Source organism: Klebsiella sp. R445, assembly GCF_051131755.1.
GTDB classification, from domain to species: Bacteria; Pseudomonadota; Gammaproteobacteria; order Enterobacterales; family Enterobacteriaceae; genus Klebsiella; species Klebsiella lignicola.
The window spans coordinates 5,261,407-5,284,808 of the sequence record NZ_CP180446.1 but is presented as its reverse complement, the minus strand read 5'-3'; the positions used below and the strand labels follow the sequence as shown (position 1 = coordinate 5,284,808).

The following is a 23,402-nucleotide window of genomic DNA, read 5'->3' as shown; positions in this document are numbered from 1 at the left end:
GCTTTTTTGACGAGTGATGTTATGAACAGAGTCGAATACGATACCGAAGGCGTGTTATTCAACATTCAACGCTACTCCCTGCATGATGGCCCCGGCATCCGCACAATCCCCTTTTTTAAAGGCTGTCCGCTGGCCTGCAAGTGGTGCAGCAACCCGGAATCGCAGCGCCCACAGCCGGAGCTTATCTATAAAAAAAGCGATTGTATCCGCTGTGGAAAATGCGTGGATGCCTGCAAACAGCGCGCGCTTTCCCCGGAGAATCTTTTTTTTATCGACCGCGAGCGCTGTATCCAGTGCGGCGAATGCACTGCCGTCTGCCCGACCCAGGCGCTGGAGATGAAAGGCAAACGCATGACCGTCAGTGAGGTGGTCCGCGAATTGCAAAAAGAAGAGAACTTATTTCGCCGCTCCGGTGGCGGCATCACGCTGTCAGGCGGCGAGCCGCTGGCGCAGCCGGTGTTTGCCCGTGAACTCTTAAAAGCCTGTAAAGCCAAAGGCTGGCACACGGCGATGGAGACCACCGGCATGACCACCAAAGCGGTGATCGAGGATGTCTTCCCGTGGGTCGACCTGGCGCTGACGGATATTAAAGCCGTCAACCCCGCCATTCATCAACACAATACGGGCGTCGATAACCGCATCATCCTCGAAAACCTGATTCGCATCTCTTTTATCACTCACGTCATTGTGCGTATCCCGGTGATCCCCGGCGTTAACGACACCCAGGAGGAGATTCGCAACATCGCTGAATTTGCCCGCCTGATGTCTGGTGTGGATACCATTCACCTGCTGCCTTATCACACCTTTGGGGAAAATAAATACAGCCTGCTGGGCCGCATTTATCCGATGGGCGAGGCGGGTTCGCACTCAGAAGATAAAATGGCAGAGCTGAAAAAAGTCGTGGAATCGCTGGGATTTCATTGCCATATCGGCGGTTAGGCCTGACACAACAAAAATGATTTTAACCTCTTATCCCTTGTCCCCCAATCGTTAAGCGGGGGCAGAACGCCTCGCTTAATACAGGAAAAAACTATGAGCCACTCTCGAGAATCCGTCACCGGACCGTGCATTGCCGAATTTCTTGGTACCGGGCTGTTTATATTTTTCGGCACCAGCGTGTTGTCTGCAGCAAAGCTTGCCGGCGCCAGCTTTGGTCTTTGGGAAATTTGCGTGGTGTGGGGGCTGGGCATTGCGCTGGCGGTCTACCTGACCGCCGGTACTTCCGGCGCGCACCTTAACCCGGCGGTGACCATTGCGTTATGGATGTTTGCCCGCTTTGACGCCAAAAAAGTGCTGCCCTATATTCTGGCGCAGATGGCCGGGGCGTTCTGCGGCGCCGCGCTGACCTACTTGCTGTACCACAATTTGTTCGCCGATTATGAGCAAGCACATCACATGGTGCGCGGGAGCCAGGAGAGTCTGTATCTGGCCAGCATCTTTTCGACCTACCCGGCGGCAAGCATCAGCGTGTGGCTCGCGGGGCTGGTGGAGATCGTCATTACCTCGATGCTGATTGGCCTGATTATGGCCCTGACCGATGACGGTAACGGCGTGCCGAAAGGGCCGCTGGCACCGCTGCTGATCGGCCTGCTGGTGGCGGTTATCGGTGCGGCAACCGCGCCGCTCACCGGATTCGCCATGAACCCGGCCCGTGATTTTGGCCCCAAACTGTTTACCTGGCTTAATGGCTGGGGCTCGATGGCGATGACCGGCGGCAGGGAGATCCCCTACTTCCTCGTGCCGTTAATCGCGCCGATCATTGGTGGGATCCTCGGCGCTATGATTTACCGCTACGGTATCGTGCGCAATCTGCCTGCCGCAAAAGCCGTCGATACTACGGTAAATCAACCAACGCCTTAAATGACCTGACGCCTTTCACTCCGCCAGCGGCTACAGCGCATGGCGGAGTGTTCCCCAGAAAGATCTAAGACATCCCGCTTTCGCCCGCACTAGCCTCAACAGAAATGCCCCGCCTGACAGCCGCGCATAAAAAAGCGCGTAAAAAAATCCGCCATCTCTGAGAGAGATGGCGGATTGTTATCCTGCAAGCCGCTCGTTCAAGAGCCCCAGGGAGCTTCACGCAAAATGTACCTGCTAGCGACGGGTGCTTTTCCCACGCGGCCGCGCCGTTTTTTTCTCCTCTGCCAAAGCTCGCTCCTCCGGCGCTGACGCCGAAACGTCGCTCAGGCTCTCCTCAAGATCAAGACAGGAGACACTCTCGGTGACCGGCTCGAGATTCACCACCGGGATCGCCGCAGCAGGAATGACCTCTACGGGAGACTCTGGGGAAGTGGCGGGTTCTGCGGGGTCGTCTGCCGTACCGCAGGTCTGTGCGGAGGCAATCAGGCGATCAATACCGCTGGCGGTACGGGCAATCACTTTCCAGGCGTAGACCTGGCCTACCCGACCGGCGGCGGCAACCCCGGCTGAAACGGCAGCATTCATCGCCCCGACCTCCCCGGTGAGTTTGACGGTCACCAGCCCGCCGCCCTTAGTCAGTTCGTATCCGACCAGTTCGACATTCGCCGATTTTATTGCGGCATCGGCGGCCTCTACCGCCACCGTTAAGCCAACGGTTTCTATTAAGCCTAAGCTCTGCCCGGACATAACTCTCTCCTGTTATTTTTCATTCAATGGGGAACTGACGGGGGTGCGCCGTTGACCGGCGGCATCATCACGCAGCGGCTGCGCGCGGTCCGTACGTTCCCAGGGGAAGACTTCCCGACCGAAATGGCCGTAGCAGGCCGTTTGTCGATAGCGAGGCGCCAGCAAATCCAGATCACGGATAATGCCGTAAACGCTAAGATCAAAATGCTGGCTGACCAGCTGCGTCAGCCGGTTCGCCGACATCCGGGAAGTCCCAAAAGTATTAATCGCCACCGACACGGGGCGGGAAAGGCCGATGGCCCAGGCCAGCTGAACTTCACAGCGCGTCGCCAGCCCGGCGGCAACGATATTTTTCGCCACATAGCGCGCCGCATAGGCCGCCGAACGGTCGACTTTCGATGGATCTTTACCGGAAAACGCGCCGCCGCCGTGGTGCGCTGCGCCGCCGTAGGTATCCACAATGATTTTGCGCCCGGTCAGGCCGCAGTCCGCAGCGGGTCCGCCGTGAACAAACGGCCCGGCGGGATTAATCAGTATCCGGGTGGCGGGCGTCAACCAGCGCGCCGGGATCACCGGTTTGACGATCTCTTCCATCACCGCTTCGCGCAGCATAGCCAGCGGAAAATCGGCGCGATGCTGCGTGGAGACCACGATGGTGTCCGCATGGTGTATCCGCCCGTCGCCGTATTGCAGCGTCACCTGACTTTTGGCGTCAGGGAGCAGGCCATCCAACTGGCCCGTTTTACGTCGCTGAGCCTGCCGGGCCATCAGCCGGTGCGCGTACACGATCGGCGCGGGCATCAGCTGCGGTGTTTCATCGCAGGCATAGCCGAAGGTCATGCCCTGATCGCCGGCCCCCAGCGAGGCCGGTTCGCTGGCGCGAATGCCGCTGGCGATATCGTCAGATTGCCGACCAAGCATGCTGATAACCGCACAAGTTGCGGCATCAAAGCCTTTCAGCGAGTGGTCGTAGCCGACTGATTTCACAGTTGCCCGGACAATCTGTTCGATGTCGATCCTCGCCTGCGACGATATTTCCCCGGCCACAATCACCGCCCCGGTTTTCACCAGGCATTCGCAGGCCACTTTGGCCCAGGGATCGTTGAGTAAGCAGGCATCAAGAATGGCGTCAGAGATCTGGTCCGCCATCTTATCCGGGTGCCCTTCGGCAACCGATTCAGAGGTAAAAAGGTAGTCGTCCACGGCAGGGCCACTGTAAAAAGAATCGTGTCCCATCTTAGCGGCGCGGGGCGCGCCGACGAGTAAACAATCTTGCCGGAATGGCGGACTTTCTTGCGCTTACACCACGCTCAGCGCAAGAAAGGCCGGGTGCGCATCAGCACGCTTCGGGCGCGGCGTTGCGACGATAATCCGATGGCGCGATGCCGGTCTCTTTTTTGAAGATCCGGCAAAAATAGTTCGCATCCTGCCAGGAGAGTTCCAGCGCAATGGTGTTGACTTTTAAATCACTGAACTGCAGCAGAGATTTGGCGAGCGTGATTTTGCGGCTGGTGATATAGCTTGAGAACCCGCTACCGGTGCTCTTCTTAAATGCCCGGCTCAGGTAACACGGGCTGACGAAGGACTCCGCGGCGATATCATCCAGGGTCATGTTATTCAGCAGGTTTTTCTCGATATGAAAGCGGGCTCTGGTGACAAAATCCATGCTGCCGCTGGCGCTTTTAAACAACAGTTCGAACAGATCGCGGCTGAGGCTTAACAGTCCCCCCATGATCTGCCAGTAGCGGCCGGTGGACAGCCCGTGCTGATGAATGCCCTGCATCAGCGCGCTGATTGTTTGCCGGCACGGGGTATATTTGTCGCCCAGACCGGCAAGGTGCTGCTGGAGCAGTTCCAGCACGTCAATAAGCGCGTTGGCCCCCTCGTTATCCGCGGGGGATTCACTACAGGCCGTATCCAGCGCCGCGAATAAAAAGCAGTGCCAGCCGGGATAATCGCAGCCGCTTATCAGATCGCTTATCGTCTGCCGCTGCTCGCGCGTTGCCACCGCCCCCTGCTCATCCACCAGCAAGGTTTTGCGAATGGTATCGCTGAGAATGCTCTGCTTGACCGGCTTTAACAGATAATCGTCCACCTTCAGGCTCAGCATATGACGCACAATGTCGAAGTCATCGTTTGCCGTCGTAACAATCACTTTGGTCTGGCTATTTTTCTGCTTGAGGTACTCAATCACCTGGTTGCCGTTGGGTAACGGGATGTTGATATCCACCAGCATCATATCGATCTGATTGAGCTCATCGATCAGTTTAATGGCTTTATTGCCGGTCGATGCTTCATGAATGACCGAATTTTCCACGCAGCGAGAGACGATTCGCTTGAGCGACTCTGACTCAATGCGCTCATCTTCAACAATAACAATATTATACATACTCACACTCCAGGCTCGGTCGGCACCATCGGGAATCGCAGTCTCACCGTGGTACCGAGCATCGGCTTATGGGGGCTGGTGATTTGTAAACCATAGTCTTCACCGAATAACAGCTGCAGGCGGTTGTTGATATTATTAATGCCGATGCCGCCTTTCTGTCGGTTCTGATTGCCAGAGAGGATATGCGCAATGTCCTCCGGTGAAATACCGTCACCGTTATCGGTGACGTCAATAATCACATCGTGACCATCGTCGGTGGCGCGCAAAATAATGTGGCTGGTGGTTTCTCGCGGCTCGACAACATAATTAAAAAAGTTTTCTACCAGCGGTTGCAGAATTAAAAAAGGACACACCGTCTCATTATATTTTTCCGGGATATCGCAAACATAGTCAAAGCGCTCATTCATCCTGACTTTCTGAATTGACATGTAGCAACTGACATAATTCATTTCCCGACCAAGCGTAATCAGACCGTTGTGATTCTTACGCAGTAAATAGCGCATCATGTCAGAAAAGTCGTGCACCATGGTTTCGGTACGGCTGGCATCTTCGAGGAACGCCAGCCGGCCGATGGTATTCAGCACGTTAAACAAAAAATGGGGGTTAATCTGGTAGGAAAGCGCCTTAAACTCGGCTTCATGCAGCGAGCGTTCGATCTCCACGCGCTTGCGTAACTCGCTGGTGAGTTCCTGATCTTTTTGGCGTAATTCACGCTGGATATTGTTGGCGTGCGCCTGCTCAACCAGATAGGAAGCAACATGCAGCAGCGTATAGGCCGTTGATTCAAAACGCTCGTAAGGCATACGCGGCGTATTTTCGTGCAGCTCCAAAAGCCACGGATTTTCTTGCCACAGGTGGTTATTGTTGAGGATGTAGGGGATGGTTTGCTCTTTCTCCGCTTCGACCTTCACCTGCCCGGAGATAAAAGCGCCAAGATAATGGTTATTAATCATGATGGGCACGGCAAACTCGACGAAACCGCAATAGCAACGGTAAACCACCGGCTCCCCGGCAAGCATTGCCGCCTGCCCACCGGCGCTATCGCTATCGTAGCAGTGGCGGGCCAGGCTGGTATTCATTCTTGATCGGGCGCAAAAATCAGAGAAACCACTCGCGCGAGTGACCGGAATACCGTCCTGATCGACTACCACAAGGGCAATCATCATGGATTGACTAAAATTGTCCTGCAGCGTTTGCAACCGGTCAACATCAAGAAATTCGTGTAGTTTGTATTTATTATTCATGATATCCGCCAGGTCAGGTCAAATGCAGCCAGACCATACCTTATTTAGGGTTTTAAAATAATGAAATCGCTCACAAACAAAAAATGAATAACAATTAATATGTTAACCTGATGTTCTATTTTCTCGCATTAATTAACATTTATCCGAGGCCTTTACATAAATAAAAAACAGCCTCCGTCTGATATGAATATTAAAAATAAGTACGGGAAATTTATCCTTAGCCCGCGGGTTCAATATTGCGACAGGGATGTTCAGCCTGTCGCGGCTTCGGGATGTCGTACGGACTAAAGCGCGACACCACGCTCAATGCGCCCCGCCTGTTGACTTATTTTGCCAAAGCGTTACTTTTCAGGACATGAAAAACATACTGATAATCGTGCCCGATGGCGGCATGCTGTTTGAGTCCGCCGGCATTGCCGACATTCTGATGCAGGCTAACCGGCTGCACCCGGACGGCATCGAGTCGCCGTGCTATCGCATCGCCGTCGCCACCACCCAGCCGCATCAGGTGATTCACGGCCAGTCTGGCCTCAACCTGCTGGCCGACCATCGCCTGCACGAGCTCGATCCACGGCAGTCGCTCGATACCATCATCATTACCGGGAAAGGACAGAGCGAGCAGGAAGGGATTGCGGTCGTCGACTGGCTGCGTCTGGCCGCCCCTCACGCCCGCCGCATCGCCTCCATCTGCGGCGGTGCATTACTGCTGGCACAGAGCGGACTGCTGAACGGCAGGCGCGCCACCACCCACTGGAAATTGCTGGAATCGATGCAGGCCGCCTACCCTGAGATCCGCGTCGAAGGCGGACCGCTGTATGTCCAGGACGGGCCCATCTGGACCTCCGGCGGCGTCAGTTCCGGCTTTGACCTGACGCTGGCGCTGGTGGAAGAGGATTATGGTTTTAGCCTCGCCCGCGATGTCGCCCAGGATATGGTGATGTACCTGCGCCGTCCCGGAGGTCAGCTGCAGTTTAGCCGCTATAACCTCGCCAGAATCAGCACCCCTGGCCCCATCGGCGACCTGCTGACGTGGATCCTCACCAACCTGACCGCCGACCTGTGCGTCGAAAACCTGGCAGAAAAAGTAGCCATGAGCCCGCGCAATTTCACCCGCGTGTTTACCCGGGAAACCGGGGCCTCGCCGGCGCGCTACGTGGCCGAGGCACGCCTTGCTGCCGCCCGGCAGCGGCTGGAGCAGACCAACGACACCCTGGACAACATTGCCGAAGACACCGGGTTTGGCAGCACCATTAACCTGCGCCGCCTGTTCGAAAAACAGCTCCACCTGACGCCGGGTGAATACCGCCAGCGCTTCCATTGCCGCAAGATGGCGTAAAGTGATCTTTATTTGTCATTTACGCCAAAACCCTCGCCGCCTACAGTAACTCCAGAGACAGCAATTAAGACAGCCTACCGGGTAGGCGCACAGGAGCGAATTATGGTTAAGGTCGGCATTAACGGTTTCGGCAGAATCGGACGCAACGTCCTGCGTGCAGCATTACGTCATCCAGAGATTCAGATTGTGGCGATCAACGATCTGACGGACAGCAAAACGCTGGCCCATCTGCTGAAATATGACTCGCTGCTGGGCACCCTGCCGGTCAGCGTAGAGGCGGCTGACGGTCAGCTGCAGGTCGATGGTCAACCGGTCATCGTCTATAGCGAACGCGACCCGGCGCGGATCCCGTGGCGCGACGCCGGGGTAGAGATTGTCATCGAGGCCACCGGTTTCTTCACCGAACGCGATCAGGCCGCCGTCCACATTCACAGCGGCGGTGCCAAACGGGTGATCATTTCCGCCCCCGGCAAGAATGATGATTTAACCATCGTGATGGGCGTTAACCATCAGCTGTACGATCCGCAGCAGCACGCGGTCGTGAGCAACGGCAGCTGCACCACCAACGGTCTGGCCCCGGCCGCCCAGGTGCTGCATCAGCAGTTTGGCATTCAACACGGTCTGATGAATACCACTCATGCCTACACCAACAGCCAGGCGCTGCACGATCAGCCGGAAAAAGATCTGCGCGGCGCGCGGGCAGCGGCGCTCTCCATAGTGCCCTACTCCAGCGGCGCAGCAAAAGCGCTGGGCAAAGTTATCCCGGAACTCGACGGACGCCTGACCGGCTATTCACTGCGTGTGCCGGTGCCGGTGGTCTCGATCGTCGACCTGACCGTCACGCTTGAGCGCAACGTCACGGTGGAAGAGGTTAATAACGCCTTCCGTCAGGCGGCAGCATCTGGCCCGTTACAGGGGATCCTCGGCTACAGCGACGAACCGCTGGTCTCCAGCGATTATCAGGGAGACCCGCGCTCGTCGATCATCGATGGCCTGTCGACCCTGGTGATTGGCGGCAATATGGTGAAAATCCTCGCGTGGTATGACAACGAATGGGGCTTCTCTAACCGCCTGGTTGAGCTGGCGCAGTATATCGCCCAGCGCGAACAGTAGCCGATACCGGCGGCGGCCTCCTGCGGACGGGGCGTCGCCGCCACAACGACCGGCACAGTCGCCAGCGGGCGGAAAATTCGCTATTATCCGCCCCCACCCTTTTTAAGCGCCCACTCATGTCCGCCATCGTCGATAACTTTATTGCGCCCCCCTGCCACGAGCAGATTGCCATCCTCTATCAGGACCACCATCTGCTGCTGATCGACAAGCCCAGCGGCCTGCTCAGTCTGTCAGGCAAAAACCCGCAGAATCTCGATTCCGTACACTATCGTCTGGCGCAGGAATTTCCCGGTTGTACGCTGGTGCATCGTCTCGACTTTGGCACTTCCGGATTGCTGGTGGTGGCGAAGAATAAGGCCATCAATGCCGCGCTGTGCCAGCAGTTCAGCCAGCGCACGGTGCAGAAGGTTTACAGCGCCTTGCTGTGCGGCCATCTGGCCGACGACGAAGGGGTGATTGATGCCCCCATCGCCAAAGACCCGGCGCTGTTCCCGCGCATGACAATCTGCGCCATCAACGGCAAGCCCGCGCGTTCCCGCTATCAGGTGGTGGAACGCCTGCACCAGACTAACGCCGACGGCACCTTGCTGCCGCTGACCCGGGTCCAACTGTTCCCGGAAACCGGCCGCACCCACCAACTGCGGATCCACTGCCAGCAGCTGGGGCATCCGATCTTAGGCTGCGATCTGTACGGGGGATTGAGCTGGCCCGGCAGCCAGCAGGCGTCGCGCCTGATGCTCCATGCCAGCGCGCTGCACTTCGTTCACCCGGTCAGCGGCGAACCGTTTCACGCCACCCACAACAGTCCGTTCTGACCTGTCTCTGGCCTGACGCAGCAGCAAGCTGCGCAAATAAGCTTCGCAATACTATTAATTAGCCGTAAAAGTGAATCATATTAAAACAGGCAACCGAGCGCGATGATCAACAGGATGACGGCAACGTTAAATGATGGAACATTTACGTGAACATTCAAGTAAAATCCGGACTTTATTTAACCACCTTGAAGTGCATCACTTTCTGTTACCTGCGCCTGCTGTCCGCCAGCAGCATGAAGCATAATACCCGCATTACGTTGCCCTCCTGAAAACATCTGCCTGACTCTGGCTCCAGCCGGACGATAACGCCGACATTTTGTGGCATTTCCTCCGGCAAACTATCGATCGCTGGACACGCGATCGAGATCTCATTGTGATTCTTAAATGTCGATTCAATAACATTTTCGTATCATTTATTGAACATTAAATTGACGTTTACCCACTCTGTTTCCTATACGTTTAGCCGACCTGTTGGCCAATAAAATAATCATAATGTGGAGCTTTTGATGAACAATAGCCCGTCAATGGAACAGACTCGCTCCGAGAGTCTGGTCCCACCTGCCCCTGCGGATCGCCCACTGGATGCCCGTCAGCAATCGGTGATCAATAAACTCTTTCGTCGCTTAATCGTTTTTCTCTTTATTCTGTTCGTTTTCTCCTACCTCGACCGTATCAACATCGGCTTTGCTGGCCTGACCATGGGCAAAGACCTCGGCCTTACCAGCACCATGTTTGGCCTGGCGACCACCCTGTTTTATGTGATGTACGTGATTTGCGGCATTCCCAGCAACATCATGCTCAGCATCGTCGGCGCACGCCGCTGGATTGCCATCCTGATGGTTATCTGGGGGATTGCCTCCACCGCCACCATGTTTGCCACCGGCCCGAACAGCCTGTACGTACTGAGAATGCTGGTGGGCATCGCCGAAGCTGGCTTTTTACCCGGCCTGCTGCTCTATTTAACCTTCTGGTTCCCGGCGCAATATCGCGCCCGCGCCAACGCGCTGTTTATGATTGCCATGCCCGTCACCATGGCGCTTGGCTCACTGGCTTCGGGGTATATCCTCAATCTGGATGGCGTGCTGAACCTGAAAGGTTGGCAGTGGCTCTTTCTGTTGGAAGGCTTCCCGTCGGTACTGCTGGGGCTGGTGGTCTGGTTCTGGCTGGATGACAGCCCGGATAAAGCCAAATGGCTGACCGACGATGATAAGGCCTGTCTCAATGAGATGCTGGAAGCGGATCGCGCAGCGCTGCAGGCGTCGCGGCTCAGCGAAGCCAGCCCGCCGCTGTCCCAGCGCAGCATGCTGCGGGAGTTGTTTACGCCAATCATCCTGCTCTATACGCTGGCCTATTTCTGCCTGACTAATACCTTAAGCGCCCTTAGCGTCTGGACGCCGCTGATCCTGCGCAGCTTCAACGAGCAGAGCAGCAACGTCACCATCGGTCTTCTGAGCGCGATCCCGCAGGTTTGTACCATCGTCGGGATGATCTGGTGGAGTAAACGATCTGACCGCCTGAAGGAGCGAAAACTGCACACCCTGCTGCCCTATCTGTTCGCGGCGGCCGGCTGGATGTTAACCGCCTCCAGCAGCAACCCGCTGTTGCAATTCACCGGGATTGTGATGGCCTCCAGCGGCGCCTTTGCCGCCATGGTGATTTTCTGGACCACCCCAGACCAGGCGATTTCGCTGCGCGCACGGGCGCTGGGGATTGCGGTGATCAACGCCACCGGGATGACCGGCGCGGCGCTGGGGCCGCTGTTAATGGGCTGGCTGAAAGACGTCACCGGGAACTTCAACGCCGGGATCTTTATGGTCGCCGGGTTCCTCGTGCTCGGCGCGCTGGTCATTGCCCTGATCCCGATGAAAGCGGCGGTGCAGCAGAGCCGCCTCGCATCATCGACATAAGCCACCAGGCCTGAGCCTGTCGGCATCGCCAATAAGGGGGCGGTTTCTGTGCGGACCGCCCCCGTCAAAGACGCTTAAACGCAGAGCACTTTTATCGCCAGCCCGCCGCGGGATGTCTCCCGGTACTTATCATTCATATCCTTGCCGGTCTCGTACATGGTTTCGATCACCTTATCTAACGAGACATGCGGTTCGGAGGTGCGACGCAGCGCCATCCGCGCGGCATTGACGGCTTTTACCGCATTGATAGCATTACGCTCAATACAGGGGATCTGCACCTGCCCGGCAACCGGGTCGCAGGTCAGGCCGAGGTTATGCTCCATGGCAATTTCCGCCGCATTACAGACCTGCGCCGGACTGCCGCCCAGCAGCTCGGTCAGGCCAGCGGCCGCCATCGAACAGGCCACGCCAATTTCCCCCTGACAACCCACTTCGGCTCCGGAAATCGAGGCATTCATTTTATACAGCGCGCCAATGGCCCCCGCCGCCAGCAGATAGCGCGCCAGCGAACCGGCGTTGACCGGACGGCGAAATTTATCGTAGTAAGCCAGCACCGCCGGAATAATCCCGCAGGCACCGTTGGTCGGCGCGGTGACCACCCGGCCACCGGCGGCGTTCTCTTCGCTAACCGCCAGGGCGAACATGTTGATCCAGTCGATGACGTTCATCGGATCGCTGGAGAGGCTGTCGCTGGAGACCAGCCGCCGCCGCAACGCCGCAGCACGACGCGGGACATTTAATGGTCCGGGCAGCACGCCTTCGGTATTCATGCCGCGTTCAATACCGTCCCACATCACCGCGTGGATGTGCTGCAACCCGGCATCGATCTCCGCCTTACTGCGTAAGGCCAGCTCGTTTTGCATCATCAGTCCGGAGACCGACAGCCCGTTGTGCTGGCACAGATGCAGCAGTTCACTGGCAGAGCGGAATTCAAACGGCACCTGGATGACGTCATCGTGGCTCTCCCCGGTCTCCCCTTCGGCAACGATAAACCCACCCCCGACCGAGTAATAGGTCTGGCTGGCCCACGGGCCGGAGTGGCTCCACGCGGTAATGCGCATGCCATTTTCGTGATACGCCAGGGTATGGGAGTGGAACACCATATCGTCGGCCATCTGAAAATCAACGGTCTGCGCGCCCCGGGCGAGCGGCAGACGCCCGCTCTGCGTGACCTGTTGAATAAAAGCCGGAATCGCGTCGATGTCGACATGTTGCGGGCTGTTGCCCGCCAGTCCCAGAAGAATAGCGACATCGGTCGCATGGCCCTTGCCGGTCGACGACAACGAGCCATACAGATCGACCACAATACGGGTGATGTGCACCAGTTCGCCCTGGGTAACCAACTGGTCGATAAAACGTTTCCCGGCATTCATCGGCCCCACGGTATGCGAGCTGGAAGGACCGATTCCCGGTTTGAAAATATCGAATGCGCTAATCATATTTACCGCCTCGGATTGCCGTTCAGAGAAGAGCGCGGGTCGCGCTCCGGTGCGGCGGCACGGGAAGTTCCCGCCCTGCCGCCGTGACAATGGCTTTCACGTTCTCCAGGCTCTGACGCGCCTGATCGGCCACATTGTCGGCAATGGCACCGGTCTACGGGCAGACCGGGATCTGCCCCGATGTCAGCACCTGCGTGCCGAGATCAACGCCCTGAACATACGGCCCGATTGCCCCCGGCGCATCCTGGGTTGCGATTATCTTTCTCATGATTCCTCCGGCGTTATAGCGCCTGGGTAAAGGTACGGGAAATGACATCCTGCTGCTGTTCACGGGTCAGAGCGTTGAAACGCACCGCGTAACCAGAAACGCGAATGGTCAGGTTCGGGTAGTTTTCCGGATGTTCGATGGCATCCAACAGCATCTCCCGGTTCATCACGTTGACGTTGAGATGCTGCCCGCCTTCAACGTGGGCCTCATGGTGGAAGTAGCCGTCCAGCAGTCCCACGAGGTTGGTTTTACGCACCGTCTCCTCTTTACCCAGCGCCGCCGGCACGATGGAGAAGGTGTAGGAGATGCCGTCTTTGGCGTAGGTGAACGGCAGCTTAGCGACCGAGGTTAATGACGCCACCGCGCCTTTGCGGTCGCGCCCGTGCATCGGGTTAGCCCCTGGGGCAAACGGCGTCCCGCCACGGCGACCATCCGGGGTATTACCGGTCTTCTGGCCGTACACCACGTTGGAGGTGATGGTCAGGATCGACTGGGTCGGCACGGCATTGCGATAGGTTGGCAGCACTTTGATTTTTTTCATAAAGCGCTCGACCAGATCGCAGGCGATGCTGTCGACCCGCTGGTCATTATTGCCATACTGCGGGTAGTCGCCTTCGATGACAAAATCGACCGCCAGGCCGTTATGGTCGCGGACCGGTTTCACCTTCGCGTACTTAATGGCCGACAGCGAATCCGCCGCCACCGACAAACCGGCCATGCCGCAGGCCATGGTGCGGTAGACGTCGCGGTCATGCAGCGCCATCAACGAGGCTTCATAGCTGTACTTGTCATGCATGTAGTGGATGATGTTCAGCGCGCTGATGTACTGCACCGCCAGCCAGTCCATAAAGTGGTCGAGACTCTCCATCACCGTGTCGTAATCGAGCACCTCATCCAGCAACGGCGCGGTTTTCGGCCCCACCTGAATCTTGAGTTTCTCATCTACGCCGCCATTGATTGCGTACAGCAGCGTTTTGGCCAGGTTGGCGCGGGCGCCGAAGAACTGCATCTGTTTGCCGATAATCATCGGGCTGACGCAGCAGGCGATGGCGTAATCGTCGCTGTTAAAATCGGTGCGCATCAAATCGTCGTTCTCATACTGCAGCGATGAGGTGACGATCGAGACCTGAGCCGCATACTTTTTGAAGGCAATCGGCAGGGCTTCGGACCACAGCACCGTGAGGTTTGGCTCCGGTGCCGGCCCCATGGTGTGCAGGGTATGCAGATAGCGATAGGCGTTTTTGGTGACCAGGGTCCGCCCGTCAAGCCCCATGCCGCCGATGACTTCGGTGGCCCAGATCGGGTCGCCGGAAAACAGGGTGTCGAACTCCGGCGTGCGCAAGAAGCGCACCATGCGGATCTTCATAATGAAGTGGTCGATCAGCTCCTGGGCCTGCTGCTCGGTCAGGTGGCCGCGGTTAAGATCGCGTTCAATATAGATATCGAGGAAGGTGGCGGTACGCCCCAGCGACATAGCGCCGCCATTTTGTGATTTCACCGCCGCCAGGTAGGCAAAATAGACCCACTGCACCGCTTCCTGGGCCGTGGACGCCGGGCGGGAGATATCGCAGCCATATTTCGCCGCCATCTCCTGCATCTGCAACAGCGCACGGCGGTGTTCCGCCAGCTCTTCGCGCAAACGAATCGTCGCTTCCAGATTCTGCCCGTACTCCAGGTTGGATTGCAGGTCGGCAAACTGCAGTTCACGTTCGCGCACCAGGTAACGAATACCGTACAGCGCCACGCGGCGGTAGTCGCCAATAATCCGCCCGCGGCCATAGCCGTCCGGCAAACCGGTTAGCACCCCGGATTTACGGCAGCGCAGCATATCCGGCGAGTACGCATCAAATACTCCCTGATTGTGCGTTTTACGCAGATCGGTAAACAGGTACTCAAAGTGCGGGTCCATCTCACGACCATAAGCCTCAAACGAGCTTTTGATCATGTTGATGCCGCCGAACGGGTGCAGCGCGCGTTTAAGCGGTTTATCGGTCTGTAGCCCGACAATTTTTTCCAGCGCCGGGTCAATGTAGCCGGCATCATGTGCGATAATCGAGGTCGCGATATTGCTATCGAAATCGACTGGCGCATGGGTCGCGTTTTCAATATGAATCCCCGTCATCACTTTACCCCACAGCGCGGTGGTCGCCGGCGTGGCTTCGCTCAGAAAAGATTCATCTCCTTCATATGGCGTATAGTTGTGCTGAATAAAATCGCGGACATTAATTTCTTCTTTCCAGTCCGTACCGTGAAAACCTTGCCACGCATCGGCATACAGCCTGTCGCTGGTATCGATATTTACCTTCATGAAAAATCATCTCTCTACAGAACAAAAATTAATTAAGCAAATTCCACTTGCGCGTGCATTGCCCCTAAATGAATGGCGTCGAGGGCAATCATTTTCTCTTCATTGGTGGGAATAACGGCGCAGCTGACTCTGGTATTTGGCGTGGAAATAATTCTTTCACCATGGGAATTCGGTACATTATTCATTTCCACATCCAGGGTCACCCCCAGTACGGCTAAATGGTCGATCACCAGCCGGCGAATTAATAATGAGTTTTCACCGATACCGCCGGTGAAAATAATCGCGTCCAGGCGCTGGAGCGAGGCCGCATGACCGGCAATATGGCGGGCGATGCGATGGACAAAGGTTTTAATCGCCAGTCGGGCGCGTTCATGCCCCGCGTGCCAGGCTTTCTCCAGTACCCGCAGGTCTGATGAGAGACCGGAGATCCCTAACAGCCCGGATTCTTTATTGACCACCCGCTCAAGGTCGCTCAGGGTCTGCTGGGTTTCGCTGGCGATCCACGCCAGCGCGCCGAAGTCGACATCTCCGCTGCGGGTTCCCATCATCAGCCCTTCCAGCGGCGTCATCCCCATGGAGGTATCGACGCTTTGCCCGTTGCGCACCGCGCAAACCGAGGCACCGTTGCCCAGATGCGCGATCACCAGCCCGGAATCGTCTTCATCCAGTGCCAGCAGGTCGTGCGCTCGCTGGGCAACATAGCGATGGGAGGTCCCGTGGAACCCATAGCGGCGCACGCCAAGTTCCTCATAATATTTCCACGGCAGCCCGTAGAGATAAGCTTCCGGCGCCAGGGTCTGGTGGAAACTGGTATCAAACACGGCCACCTGCCTGACGCCGGGGAACAGGTGCTGGGCCGACGTAATACCGCTGAGATTGGCGTAATTATGCAGCGGGGCTAATGGCGACACCCGGCGGATATTATCGATAACCTCATCGGTAATAATAACGGACTCCGTAAAGATATTTCCACCGTGCGCAATACGGTGACCAATTAATGCCACGCTATCGATTAATTCGCGTTTTTCCAGTTCAAAGGCAATGGCCTTTAATGCGCCTTCGTAGCTATGTTGCGGCAGTTTAACTGGCGCGCCGTCATTAATGGCTAAAAACGCATTCTCAGAATTAATCCCATCGGCAATACCGGCCATTAAAACATCACAGCTCATTGCATCAAGGACTGAAAATTTAATTGAAGACGATCCGCAGTTAATGACCAGTACTACCGGGAATTCATTCATGGTTGACTCCGCTCATCCTGAGCTTAATTAAAACAGTTTGTAGACGATATTCAGAATGGTCAGCAGACCCACGACGGTGACGAAGACGTTATCGAGGCGGCCACGGTATTTCGCCAGTGACGGTGCTTTACGGATGGCATACATCGGTAACAGGCACAGCAGCGAGGCAATAATCGGTGCACCCATCGCTTCAATCAGGTCGAGGATATTGGGGTTCGCATAAGCCACCACCCAGGTGGAGCCCATAATGAAGACCATGCTGATGGTATTCAGTTTGCTTGTGGAGACCTTGGTTTTGTCACCCTTATAACCGAATTTCAGTACCAGGCCGTTCAGCCCTTCCAGTGTGCCGAGATAGTGGCCGAAGAAGGATTTGAAAATAGCCACCAGCGCGATAATCGACGCTCCGTACTCGAGTACCGTGGCAAATGACGATTTACTGCCGGTCATGGAGGCAAAGTGGTTTGCCAGGTAAGAGAGCACCGGGATGTTCTGCGCTTTCGCGTCCGCCATGTTTTCCGGCGACAGCGTAAACAGGCAGCTGAAGGCAAAGAACATCACCACGGCAACCATCAGCATACTGGCGCGAGAGATGATTTTTGAACACTTACGTTCGGTGTAGTCGCGGCCAAACTCCTTTTCATACTCTTCGCGTTTGGAGACCACGAACGAGGAGACAATCGGCGAGAAGTTAAAGGAGAAGACCATAATGGAGATCCCCAGCCATACGGTCACCAGGATGCCATCGTGACCGGTCAGGGCGATATCGCTGAGATTGACCTGATCGATAACCGCAGAGTTCCAGTAAGGGATCAGCGACAGCGAAATCAGCACCAGGCTGGCAATAAACGGGAACACCAGGAAGCTCATCACTTTGACCATCAGGTCCTTGCCGAACCAGATAACAAAGGCCATCAGCAGCAGCAGGAACAGCGCCACAAAGCCACGATTAAGCGCCGGCATCTGCAACTGGTTTTCCCAGAAGGTCATAAAGGTGTTGGTAATGGTGACGCCATAAATCCACAGCAGCGGGCAGATTGCGAAGAAGTACAGCAAGGTGATCACCACCCCACCGGTCTTACCAAAATGCTCTTCTACCGTCTCGGTGATGTTACCGGACGGGTTCGAACCGGACAGGCACAGGCGAGCCAGCGCCCGGTGGCAATAGAAGGCTATCGGGTAGGCTAAGACCAGCATCAGTAAGATGGGGATCAGGCCGCCAAAGCCGGCACGGATGGGGAAGAAGAGCACCCCGGCTCCGATGGCGGTCCCGAACAGGCCCAGGGTCCACGTGGTGTCCGATTTACGCCACGATGATTCTCTTGTCTCGCTGGATATAATGCTATCTGTAGTACTCATATCCTGTCCTCACATAAGATTAAGCGTCAACTAAACCAGTAATTTGCGAAACACGTGAAAGGTCGATATTGCCACCAGAAATAATGCTGACTGTTTTACGGTTCTGGATATAGCTATCTAACTTCCCGCTCAATAATGCTGCGCAGGCCAGGGCGCCGGCGCCTTCAGTAATCACTTTATTGCGCTGAATTAAGGCAATCATGCTGTTACGAATTTCATCTTCACTGACCAGCACAATATCGTCGACCAACTCGCGGACGATTTCGTAGGTCAGGTTACCGGGGCGAGAAACATCGCAGCCGTCGGCTAATGTGCCGGTATTCCGATGCGACGTAATTGCGCCAGCATAATAAGAGGCGGCCATCCCGTGGACGTTTTCAGACTGCACGCCAATAATGCGAATGGTCGGGTTAATGGATTTAATCGCCACCGCAATGCCGGCAATCAAACCGCCGCCGCCGATGGGCACAATTACGTTATCGACGTCATACAGGTCTTCCATTATTTCCAGACCGATGGTGCCCTGCCCGGCAATGACTTTCGGGTCGTCATAAGGCGGAATAAAAATACGCCCTTCCATTTCGACAATTTCGCTCACCCTGGCGATGGTGTCATTGAAGTTTTCACCGTGGAGAATCACTTCTGCCGAGTAATCGCAGGTGGCGGCAACCTTTGATTTCGGCGCCCCTTTTGGCATCACCACTTTGCCATCAATGCCAAGCATAGCGCAGGAGAGCGAGACGCCCTGCGCATGGTTGCCGGCAGAGCAGGCCACTACGCCCTTGCGTTTTTCCGCTTCGCTGAGCGAACTCAGTTTGTTAAATGCACCGCGGATCTTAAACGAGCCGGTACGCTGCATATTTTCAAATTTGAGAAATATTTCACCTTTACAACGTTCGCTAAAATAATTAGAGCGCGGCATGCCTGTTTTATAAATTTTACCCGCCAGTCTTTTTTTCGCTTCGAGGATATCTTCAATGGCAACCGGGAGATCGTATGTAATGTGCATTAGAGCCTCTTAACCTTGGTATAAAATAATAAAGATGACGTTCAATCCGTAATCGCAGCGTAGAAAGCCCCCTCCGCCATTAAGGATCGAATATTTAACCGTAAAGTTCACCGTAACCACCGGCTGAATATCAACCGATGTTCTGAATATTAATAATCAGAAAAGAAAATTCATTTAATCAACAGTTATTAATTGTCTCTTCCTACAGCCATTAAATGCTGAATACTCTTTCGCTAATTCCACCAGCACCGAGGCGGCATTTTTAATACGATAATTCTTCGACCAGATTGCCGCATAACGGGCAACCGGTAATGCTTCGCTAATCGGGATGGTAATAAACTGACTGGAGCCAAACGGTGTGGTCATATCGCAGGGAATGACCGTCAGGAAATCAGCATTGAGAACAAGATTATAAATGGTGACGACCGAGTCGGTTTTAACGATGTTTTCACTGTTGATGCCGCTGCGCTGGAGAGTGGTAAGGAGTTCACTGTAGTAACCCATATTGGTTTGCGGCAACACCCACTGTTCGTTCTGCAACGATGCCAGCGTGGTGGTGCCGCTGCATGTTCGGGACTTGTTGGCCACCAGTACAAACTCGGATTCAAACAGCGGTTCCACGTGAAGATCGTGAAGTTTCATCTCGTCACTCAGCGTGCCGATAGCGAAGTCGAGACGGCCGTCGCGGATCGCCGGGAGAAACGAGGAGAGCTGGGCTTCGTACATCGAGACCTGAGCTTTAGGGAACACCTTTTTGAACTTGTGGATCATGTCAGACATAAAGGTGAAGCCAATCAGCGACGGAAAACCGAAAGAGACATCAACCACCGTGTTGCAGGTCATGCTGTGCATCTCATTGACCATATTTTTCATTTCACGGGTGATCGATTCGGACCATGACAGCAGTACTTGTCCGGTATTGGTCAAGGTGACGCCGGTATTTTTTCGCACCACTAATTCGGTTCCGAAATAGGCTTCGATATCATTAATTATCTTACTGACGGCAGGTTGCGTTAAACCTAATTCTTTTGCTGCTGAGCCGATGGAGCCACTTCTGATGACTTCCTGGAATACCACCAGATGCTGTGTTTTTGGTAGAGTAATCGTATTCATAGCAACCTGCTTCCATTATTTTCTCGACGGGGTGAAGTGTACCAAATGGCGATCCGGTGGTTATGTGAGACCACTCACAAACACCCCCTTCGCGTATTTATCAGCCCACTACCATTGAAAATAAAATAATGTAAATCAAACAATTAGATATTAAATAGCCGCTTCAGGCATGACTTTAATCAAGAATCTATGCGGGGGATAAAAATATTTTATGGGGATAACAACGGTTAATTTTTGATCTATTCTTGTGGGTATTAAGACTGATATTTAACCATTAGCCGTATAATTATTCGCCGGCATCGTCATTAAACTGTTAATGTAATTAATAAAATATTATGACAAATAACAGCAAGCAGGGTGTAATAACCGTAAGAGGTCACACTTTTCACCCCTGGTTGTGGCTAAAAAACTATTTTATTCATTATCACGTAATATGTAAGACACAACAAATCAGCATTTAGTTAACACTTTTATCGCTGCATTATGGCCATAATGCAGCAGGTTATTTTTTGATTAAAATCAAATGCAATTTTTCATACGCTCAAATAAACAACCCACAGCAATTTGTGCTACTTATCACAAATTGGCAAATCGATATTCGGCTGACCTCGCTGACGGGCAGAAAAATGGCCGCCGTACGGCCATTCGCCCATGCCGGCAGATGCAAATATCACCAGTGGCTTTATGCCAGATCAAAGCGCATTCCTTCGGTTCAAGAATTGTTCAGATTCCAACTATGCAAATGCGAATAACGTATTTGCCCTCCCTGAAACCTGTCGGTAGTTTGTAAGGTGTCAACTCCGCGATAAAAGCCATTACTTATCTATAAATTCAGAGTGTTACAACACCAGATGATCAGATTAGAAAACATTCAAAAGACCTACCCGGGTAGCATGCATGCGGCAATACGCGGCCTTAACCTGGTCATTAACAGCGGTGAACTCTGTACTTTCGTCGGCCCCAGCGGCTGTGGCAAAACGACCATATTGCGCATGATCAATCAGCTCGATAAACCCGATTCCGGCAACGTTTATGTGCAGGGGGTGAACATCGCGCAGGCTGACATTATTCAGGTCCGCCGCAACATTGGCTTTGTGATGCAAAGCGCCGCACTGTTTCCCCACCGGACAGCGGCACAAAATATCGCCACGGTGCCGCGCTTACTTGGCTGGCACAAATCACGCATTCGCGCACGTATAGATGAACTGGTGGACTTGATGTCGCTGGACCGTCATCTGTTAACCCGCTATCCGCACCAACTCTCTGGCGGGCAACAAGGACGCGTGGCCATCGCCCGGGCGCTAGCCGCCGACCCGTCGATTCTGTTGATGGACGAACCCTTTGCCGCCATTGACCCGGTGGTACGCGAACGCTTGCAGGATGAACTGTTACTGCTACAACAGCGCCTGCATAAGACCATTGTGCTGGTAACGCATGACATTAATGAAGCCATCCGGTTAGGCGATAAAATCGCTATTTTCCAGGAGGGAGGCGTGCTGGCGCAGTGCGATACGCCAGAGCAGATTCTGGCGCACCCGGCCAGCGAGTTTGTGCAGCGTTTTATTGGTCCCGAACCAAATCTTAAGCGCCTCGGGATGCTCCAGGTCGGTCAGTTGCCACGACACGATGTCCCGCTTCTGGATGAAGGTTTGTCACCGATCGCCAGCGCACATCCAACGGTCGCCAGCCCGCTGCGGCTGGTGCTGGATCAACAGCAGCGTCCCCTGCACTGGTTTGACCCAGAAAAGCGTATTACGTTGCCAATAGCCCAGCCGCTTTCGGCCCTGAACTCTTTGCGCTTTGCCTATAGCGCCCTGCTGGATGCGCCCGGCGGCGTGCTGGTCCACGTAGATAGCAACGGGCAGTACCAGGGCAGCGTCTCTCATATTCTGCTGCGCAATGTGCTGGACGGCGACGTGGAAATTCGCCGCTATGATTGACTGGTCGTGGATTTATACCAACAAAACCCTGATTGGCGAGCTGCTATGGCAGCATACGCAGCTGGTCGCCATCTCACTGTTTTTTGGAACCGTGTTGACGGGCGCGTTCATGGTGCTCACGTTACGCTGGCCGGTAACCACCCAACCGTTGATTTATCTTTGCGGGGTTATCTTTACCATCCCGTCGCTGGCGTTATTTATTCTCTTATTACCTTTTACCGGCTTGTCGCTCACGACGTCAGTCATTGGTTTAACGGTTTACTCACTGTTGATCCTGTTACGTAATGTCATTGCCGGCATAGAAAAGCTGCCCGTCGCCGTGCTCGAGTCGGCGCGCGCACTTGGGTACACCCGTGGGTATCGTTTTATTGATATTGAGCTGCACCTGCTGGTGCCCTCGCTGTTTGCCGGGCTGCGGATTGCCTCCGTGACGCTGGTCGGGCTGGTGACCGTGACCGCCCTGATTGGCCAGGGCGGGCTGGGGCAATTGCTGCTGGCAGGATTTAATCAGGATTTTCTTACGCCCATTATTGCCAGCGTGGTATTAAGCCTCATGCTGTCATTTTTACTGGACTCCCTGATAGCCCATGTCGGCTATTGGCTCACGCCCTGGACACGCTAATGGATATATTACTTGCGACGGTTCGCTGGCTTTTGCAACCTGAGCACTGGCTTGGTGATACGGGAATATTAATACGCCTGCGCGAGCATATTTATTATGTCCTCATTAGCATCGTGTTGTCATCGGTAATTGCCCTGCCGCTAGGCATTGCGCTCGGTTATTGGCGTAAAGGTGCGTTTATTATTATTAATCTGTTTAATATTGGTCGCGCCATTCCGTCATTAGGACTCATTTTATTATGCATTATTGTCTTTGGCTTTAACGACATTCCGGTTTTTGCGGCGCTGGTGGCGATGTCGATCCCGCCGATCCTGACCAATGCCTGGGTCGGTATTTATCATGCCGACCGCCCGCTCTGCGATGCCGCCACCGCGTTAGGAATGACGCCATGGCAAAGCCTGTGGCAGCTGCGTATCCCGCTGGCTGCACCGCTGATTATCGCCGGGATACGTACCGCGCTGGTCCAGCTTATCGCCACCGCCGTAGTCGCCGCCTACGCCGGCCTTGGCGGCCTGGGTCGTTTCCTGATCGACGGCCTTGGGCAACGCGATTTCCCGCAGGTTATTGCCGGGTCGCTGGTGGTCTCGCTGCTGGCTATCGGCAGTGAATTATGTTTTTCCTGTTTCAACCCAAAATATCGCCGTACCACGCTCGTAGCCGAGCATTAAGAGCCTAATAGAATAGGCCCTGAC

At 54.9% G+C, this 23,402-nt stretch carries 19 protein-coding genes and 1 pseudogene; 9 read left to right on the top strand and 11 right to left on the bottom strand.

The window, feature by feature from the left end; genetic code table 11:
• The first annotated feature begins 21 nt into the window (after positions 1-21).
• Positions 22-939 carry a glycyl-radical enzyme activating protein gene (locus ACMYSN_RS24850; RefSeq protein ID WP_462496531.1) on the top strand — a complete coding sequence of 306 codons (918 nt, stop codon included), beginning with the start codon at positions 22-24 and terminating at the stop codon, positions 937-939.
• Between the two features lie 93 nt (positions 940-1,032).
• Complete coding sequence (locus ACMYSN_RS24845) at positions 1,033-1,860, top strand: MIP/aquaporin family protein (protein ID WP_462496530.1); 828 nt, start codon at positions 1,033-1,035, stop codon at positions 1,858-1,860.
• 234 nt (positions 1,861-2,094) lie between these two features.
• Here ACMYSN_RS24845 and ACMYSN_RS24840 read toward each other — a convergent pair whose 3' ends face one another.
• The 4 genes from ACMYSN_RS24840 to ACMYSN_RS24825 all read right to left on the bottom strand — a co-directional run bounded on the left by ACMYSN_RS24840 (position 2,095) and on the right by ACMYSN_RS24825 (position 6,240).
• Positions 2,095-2,607: a BMC domain-containing protein gene (locus ACMYSN_RS24840; RefSeq protein WP_462496529.1), complete on the bottom strand. Its 513-nt coding sequence runs from the start codon at positions 2,605-2,607 to the stop codon at positions 2,095-2,097.
• Between the two features lie 12 nt (positions 2,608-2,619).
• Positions 2,620-3,810: a methionine adenosyltransferase gene (gene metK, locus ACMYSN_RS24835; protein ID WP_462496528.1), complete on the bottom strand. Its 1,191-nt coding sequence runs from the start codon at positions 3,808-3,810 to the stop codon at positions 2,620-2,622.
• 133 nt (positions 3,811-3,943) lie between these two features.
• Complete coding sequence (locus ACMYSN_RS24830; protein ID WP_462496527.1) at positions 3,944-4,996, bottom strand: response regulator; 1,053 nt, start codon at positions 4,994-4,996, stop codon at positions 3,944-3,946.
• A 2-nt stretch (positions 4,997-4,998) separates the two neighbouring features.
• Positions 4,999-6,240 carry a sensor histidine kinase gene (locus tag ACMYSN_RS24825; protein ID WP_462496526.1) on the bottom strand — a complete coding sequence of 414 codons (1,242 nt, stop codon included), beginning with the start codon at positions 6,238-6,240 and terminating at the stop codon, positions 4,999-5,001.
• Between the two features lie 355 nt (positions 6,241-6,595).
• Here ACMYSN_RS24825 and ACMYSN_RS24820 point away from each other — a divergent pair, with 355 nt between their 5' ends.
• From ACMYSN_RS24820 to hpaX, 4 genes are all read left to right on the top strand, one after another.
• A complete protein-coding gene (locus tag ACMYSN_RS24820; RefSeq protein WP_462496525.1) occupies positions 6,596-7,576 on the top strand; it encodes a GlxA family transcriptional regulator in 981 nt (326 codons plus the stop codon).
• Between the two features lie 102 nt (positions 7,577-7,678).
• On the top strand, positions 7,679-8,689 hold the full coding sequence (gene gap / locus ACMYSN_RS24815) for a type I glyceraldehyde-3-phosphate dehydrogenase (RefSeq protein ID WP_462496524.1): 1,011 nt from the start codon (positions 7,679-7,681) through the stop codon (positions 8,687-8,689).
• 116 nt (positions 8,690-8,805) lie between these two features.
• Entirely contained in the window at positions 8,806-9,504 is a 699-nt protein-coding gene (locus tag ACMYSN_RS24810; protein WP_462496523.1) for an RluA family pseudouridine synthase, read from the top strand.
• A gap of 524 nt (positions 9,505-10,028) precedes the next feature.
• Positions 10,029-11,411: a 4-hydroxyphenylacetate permease gene (hpaX, locus tag ACMYSN_RS24805; protein WP_462498340.1), complete on the top strand. Its 1,383-nt coding sequence runs from the start codon at positions 10,029-10,031 to the stop codon at positions 11,409-11,411.
• 74 nt (positions 11,412-11,485) lie between these two features.
• Here hpaX and tdcG read toward each other — a convergent pair whose 3' ends face one another.
• From tdcG to tdcA, 7 genes and pseudogenes are all read right to left on the bottom strand, one after another.
• Positions 11,486-12,850, bottom strand: a complete 1,365-nt coding sequence (tdcG, locus tag ACMYSN_RS24800; protein ID WP_462496522.1) for a serine dehydratase alpha family protein — start codon at positions 12,848-12,850, stop codon at positions 11,486-11,488.
• A gap of 73 nt (positions 12,851-12,923) precedes the next feature.
• Positions 12,924-13,118: pseudogene (locus ACMYSN_RS24795) on the bottom strand (Rid family hydrolase); the annotation flags it as partial.
• 13 nt (positions 13,119-13,131) lie between these two features.
• A complete protein-coding gene (gene pflB, locus ACMYSN_RS24790; protein ID WP_462496521.1) occupies positions 13,132-15,426 on the bottom strand; it encodes a formate acetyltransferase in 2,295 nt (764 codons plus the stop codon).
• A gap of 32 nt (positions 15,427-15,458) precedes the next feature.
• Positions 15,459-16,667 (bottom strand): propionate kinase, encoded by a 1,209-nt coding sequence (gene tdcD, locus ACMYSN_RS24785; protein WP_462496520.1) that lies wholly within the window; start codon positions 16,665-16,667, stop codon positions 15,459-15,461.
• Positions 16,668-16,694: 27 nt separating this feature from the next.
• A complete protein-coding gene (gene tdcC, locus ACMYSN_RS24780) occupies positions 16,695-18,026 on the bottom strand; it encodes a threonine/serine transporter TdcC (protein WP_462496519.1) in 1,332 nt (443 codons plus the stop codon).
• Between the two features lie 19 nt (positions 18,027-18,045).
• Positions 18,046-19,035, bottom strand: a complete 990-nt coding sequence (gene tdcB, locus ACMYSN_RS24775) for a threonine/serine dehydratase (protein WP_462496518.1) — start codon at positions 19,033-19,035, stop codon at positions 18,046-18,048.
• Positions 19,036-19,209: 174 nt separating this feature from the next.
• Entirely contained in the window at positions 19,210-20,148 is a 939-nt protein-coding gene (gene tdcA / locus ACMYSN_RS24770) for a transcriptional regulator TdcA (RefSeq protein WP_123754817.1), read from the bottom strand.
• Positions 20,149-20,999: 851 nt separating this feature from the next.
• Between tdcA and ACMYSN_RS24765 the strand changes: the two genes are divergently transcribed.
• From ACMYSN_RS24765 to ACMYSN_RS24755, 3 genes are read left to right on the top strand one after another with little or no spacing between them, the layout of a single operon-like run.
• Positions 21,000-22,088 carry an ABC transporter ATP-binding protein gene (locus ACMYSN_RS24765; protein WP_462496517.1) on the top strand — a complete coding sequence of 363 codons (1,089 nt, stop codon included), beginning with the start codon at positions 21,000-21,002 and terminating at the stop codon, positions 22,086-22,088.
• Positions 22,081-22,710 (top strand): ABC transporter permease, encoded by a 630-nt coding sequence (locus ACMYSN_RS24760; RefSeq protein WP_462496516.1) that lies wholly within the window; start codon positions 22,081-22,083, stop codon positions 22,708-22,710. The genes ACMYSN_RS24765 and ACMYSN_RS24760 overlap by 8 nt, the downstream gene beginning before the upstream one ends.
• The gene (locus ACMYSN_RS24755) at positions 22,710-23,378 is read left to right on the top strand and encodes an ABC transporter permease (protein WP_462496515.1); all 669 of its coding nucleotides are present in this window, start codon (positions 22,710-22,712) and stop codon (positions 23,376-23,378) included. The genes ACMYSN_RS24760 and ACMYSN_RS24755 overlap by 1 nt, the downstream gene beginning before the upstream one ends.
• Positions 23,379-23,402: the final 24 nt, after the last annotated feature.

What these genes read in the sequence shown, in the direction of transcription:
- ACMYSN_RS24845 (WP_462496530.1), top strand. Translation starts at nt 1,033, where the DNA reads ATGAGCCACTCTCGAGAATCCGTCACCGGACCGTGCATTGCCGAATTT.
- tdcA (WP_123754817.1), bottom strand. Translation starts at nt 20,148, where the DNA reads ATGAATACGATTACTCTACCAAAAACACAGCATCTGGTGGTATTCCAG.
- pflB (WP_462496521.1), bottom strand. Translation starts at nt 15,426, where the DNA reads ATGAAGGTAAATATCGATACCAGCGACAGGCTGTATGCCGATGCGTGG.
- ACMYSN_RS24755 (WP_462496515.1), top strand. Translation starts at nt 22,710, where the DNA reads ATGGATATATTACTTGCGACGGTTCGCTGGCTTTTGCAACCTGAGCAC.
- tdcB (WP_462496518.1), bottom strand. Translation starts at nt 19,035, where the DNA reads ATGCACATTACATACGATCTCCCGGTTGCCATTGAAGATATCCTCGAA.
- ACMYSN_RS24765 (WP_462496517.1), top strand. Translation starts at nt 21,000, where the DNA reads ATGATCAGATTAGAAAACATTCAAAAGACCTACCCGGGTAGCATGCAT.
- hpaX (WP_462498340.1), top strand. Translation starts at nt 10,029, where the DNA reads ATGGAACAGACTCGCTCCGAGAGTCTGGTCCCACCTGCCCCTGCGGAT.
- ACMYSN_RS24760 (WP_462496516.1), top strand. Translation starts at nt 22,081, where the DNA reads ATGATTGACTGGTCGTGGATTTATACCAACAAAACCCTGATTGGCGAG.
- tdcD (WP_462496520.1), bottom strand. Translation starts at nt 16,667, where the DNA reads ATGAATGAATTCCCGGTAGTACTGGTCATTAACTGCGGATCGTCTTCA.
- ACMYSN_RS24825 (WP_462496526.1), bottom strand. Translation starts at nt 6,240, where the DNA reads ATGAATAATAAATACAAACTACACGAATTTCTTGATGTTGACCGGTTG.
- tdcG (WP_462496522.1), bottom strand. Translation starts at nt 12,850, where the DNA reads ATGATTAGCGCATTCGATATTTTCAAACCGGGAATCGGTCCTTCCAGC.
- ACMYSN_RS24850 (WP_462496531.1), top strand. Translation starts at nt 22, where the DNA reads ATGAACAGAGTCGAATACGATACCGAAGGCGTGTTATTCAACATTCAA.
- tdcC (WP_462496519.1), bottom strand. Translation starts at nt 18,026, where the DNA reads ATGAGTACTACAGATAGCATTATATCCAGCGAGACAAGAGAATCATCG.
- ACMYSN_RS24810 (WP_462496523.1), top strand. Translation starts at nt 8,806, where the DNA reads ATGTCCGCCATCGTCGATAACTTTATTGCGCCCCCCTGCCACGAGCAG.
- ACMYSN_RS24840 (WP_462496529.1), bottom strand. Translation starts at nt 2,607, where the DNA reads ATGTCCGGGCAGAGCTTAGGCTTAATAGAAACCGTTGGCTTAACGGTG.
- ACMYSN_RS24820 (WP_462496525.1), top strand. Translation starts at nt 6,596, where the DNA reads ATGAAAAACATACTGATAATCGTGCCCGATGGCGGCATGCTGTTTGAG.
- ACMYSN_RS24830 (WP_462496527.1), bottom strand. Translation starts at nt 4,996, where the DNA reads ATGTATAATATTGTTATTGTTGAAGATGAGCGCATTGAGTCAGAGTCG.
- gap (WP_462496524.1), top strand. Translation starts at nt 7,679, where the DNA reads ATGGTTAAGGTCGGCATTAACGGTTTCGGCAGAATCGGACGCAACGTC.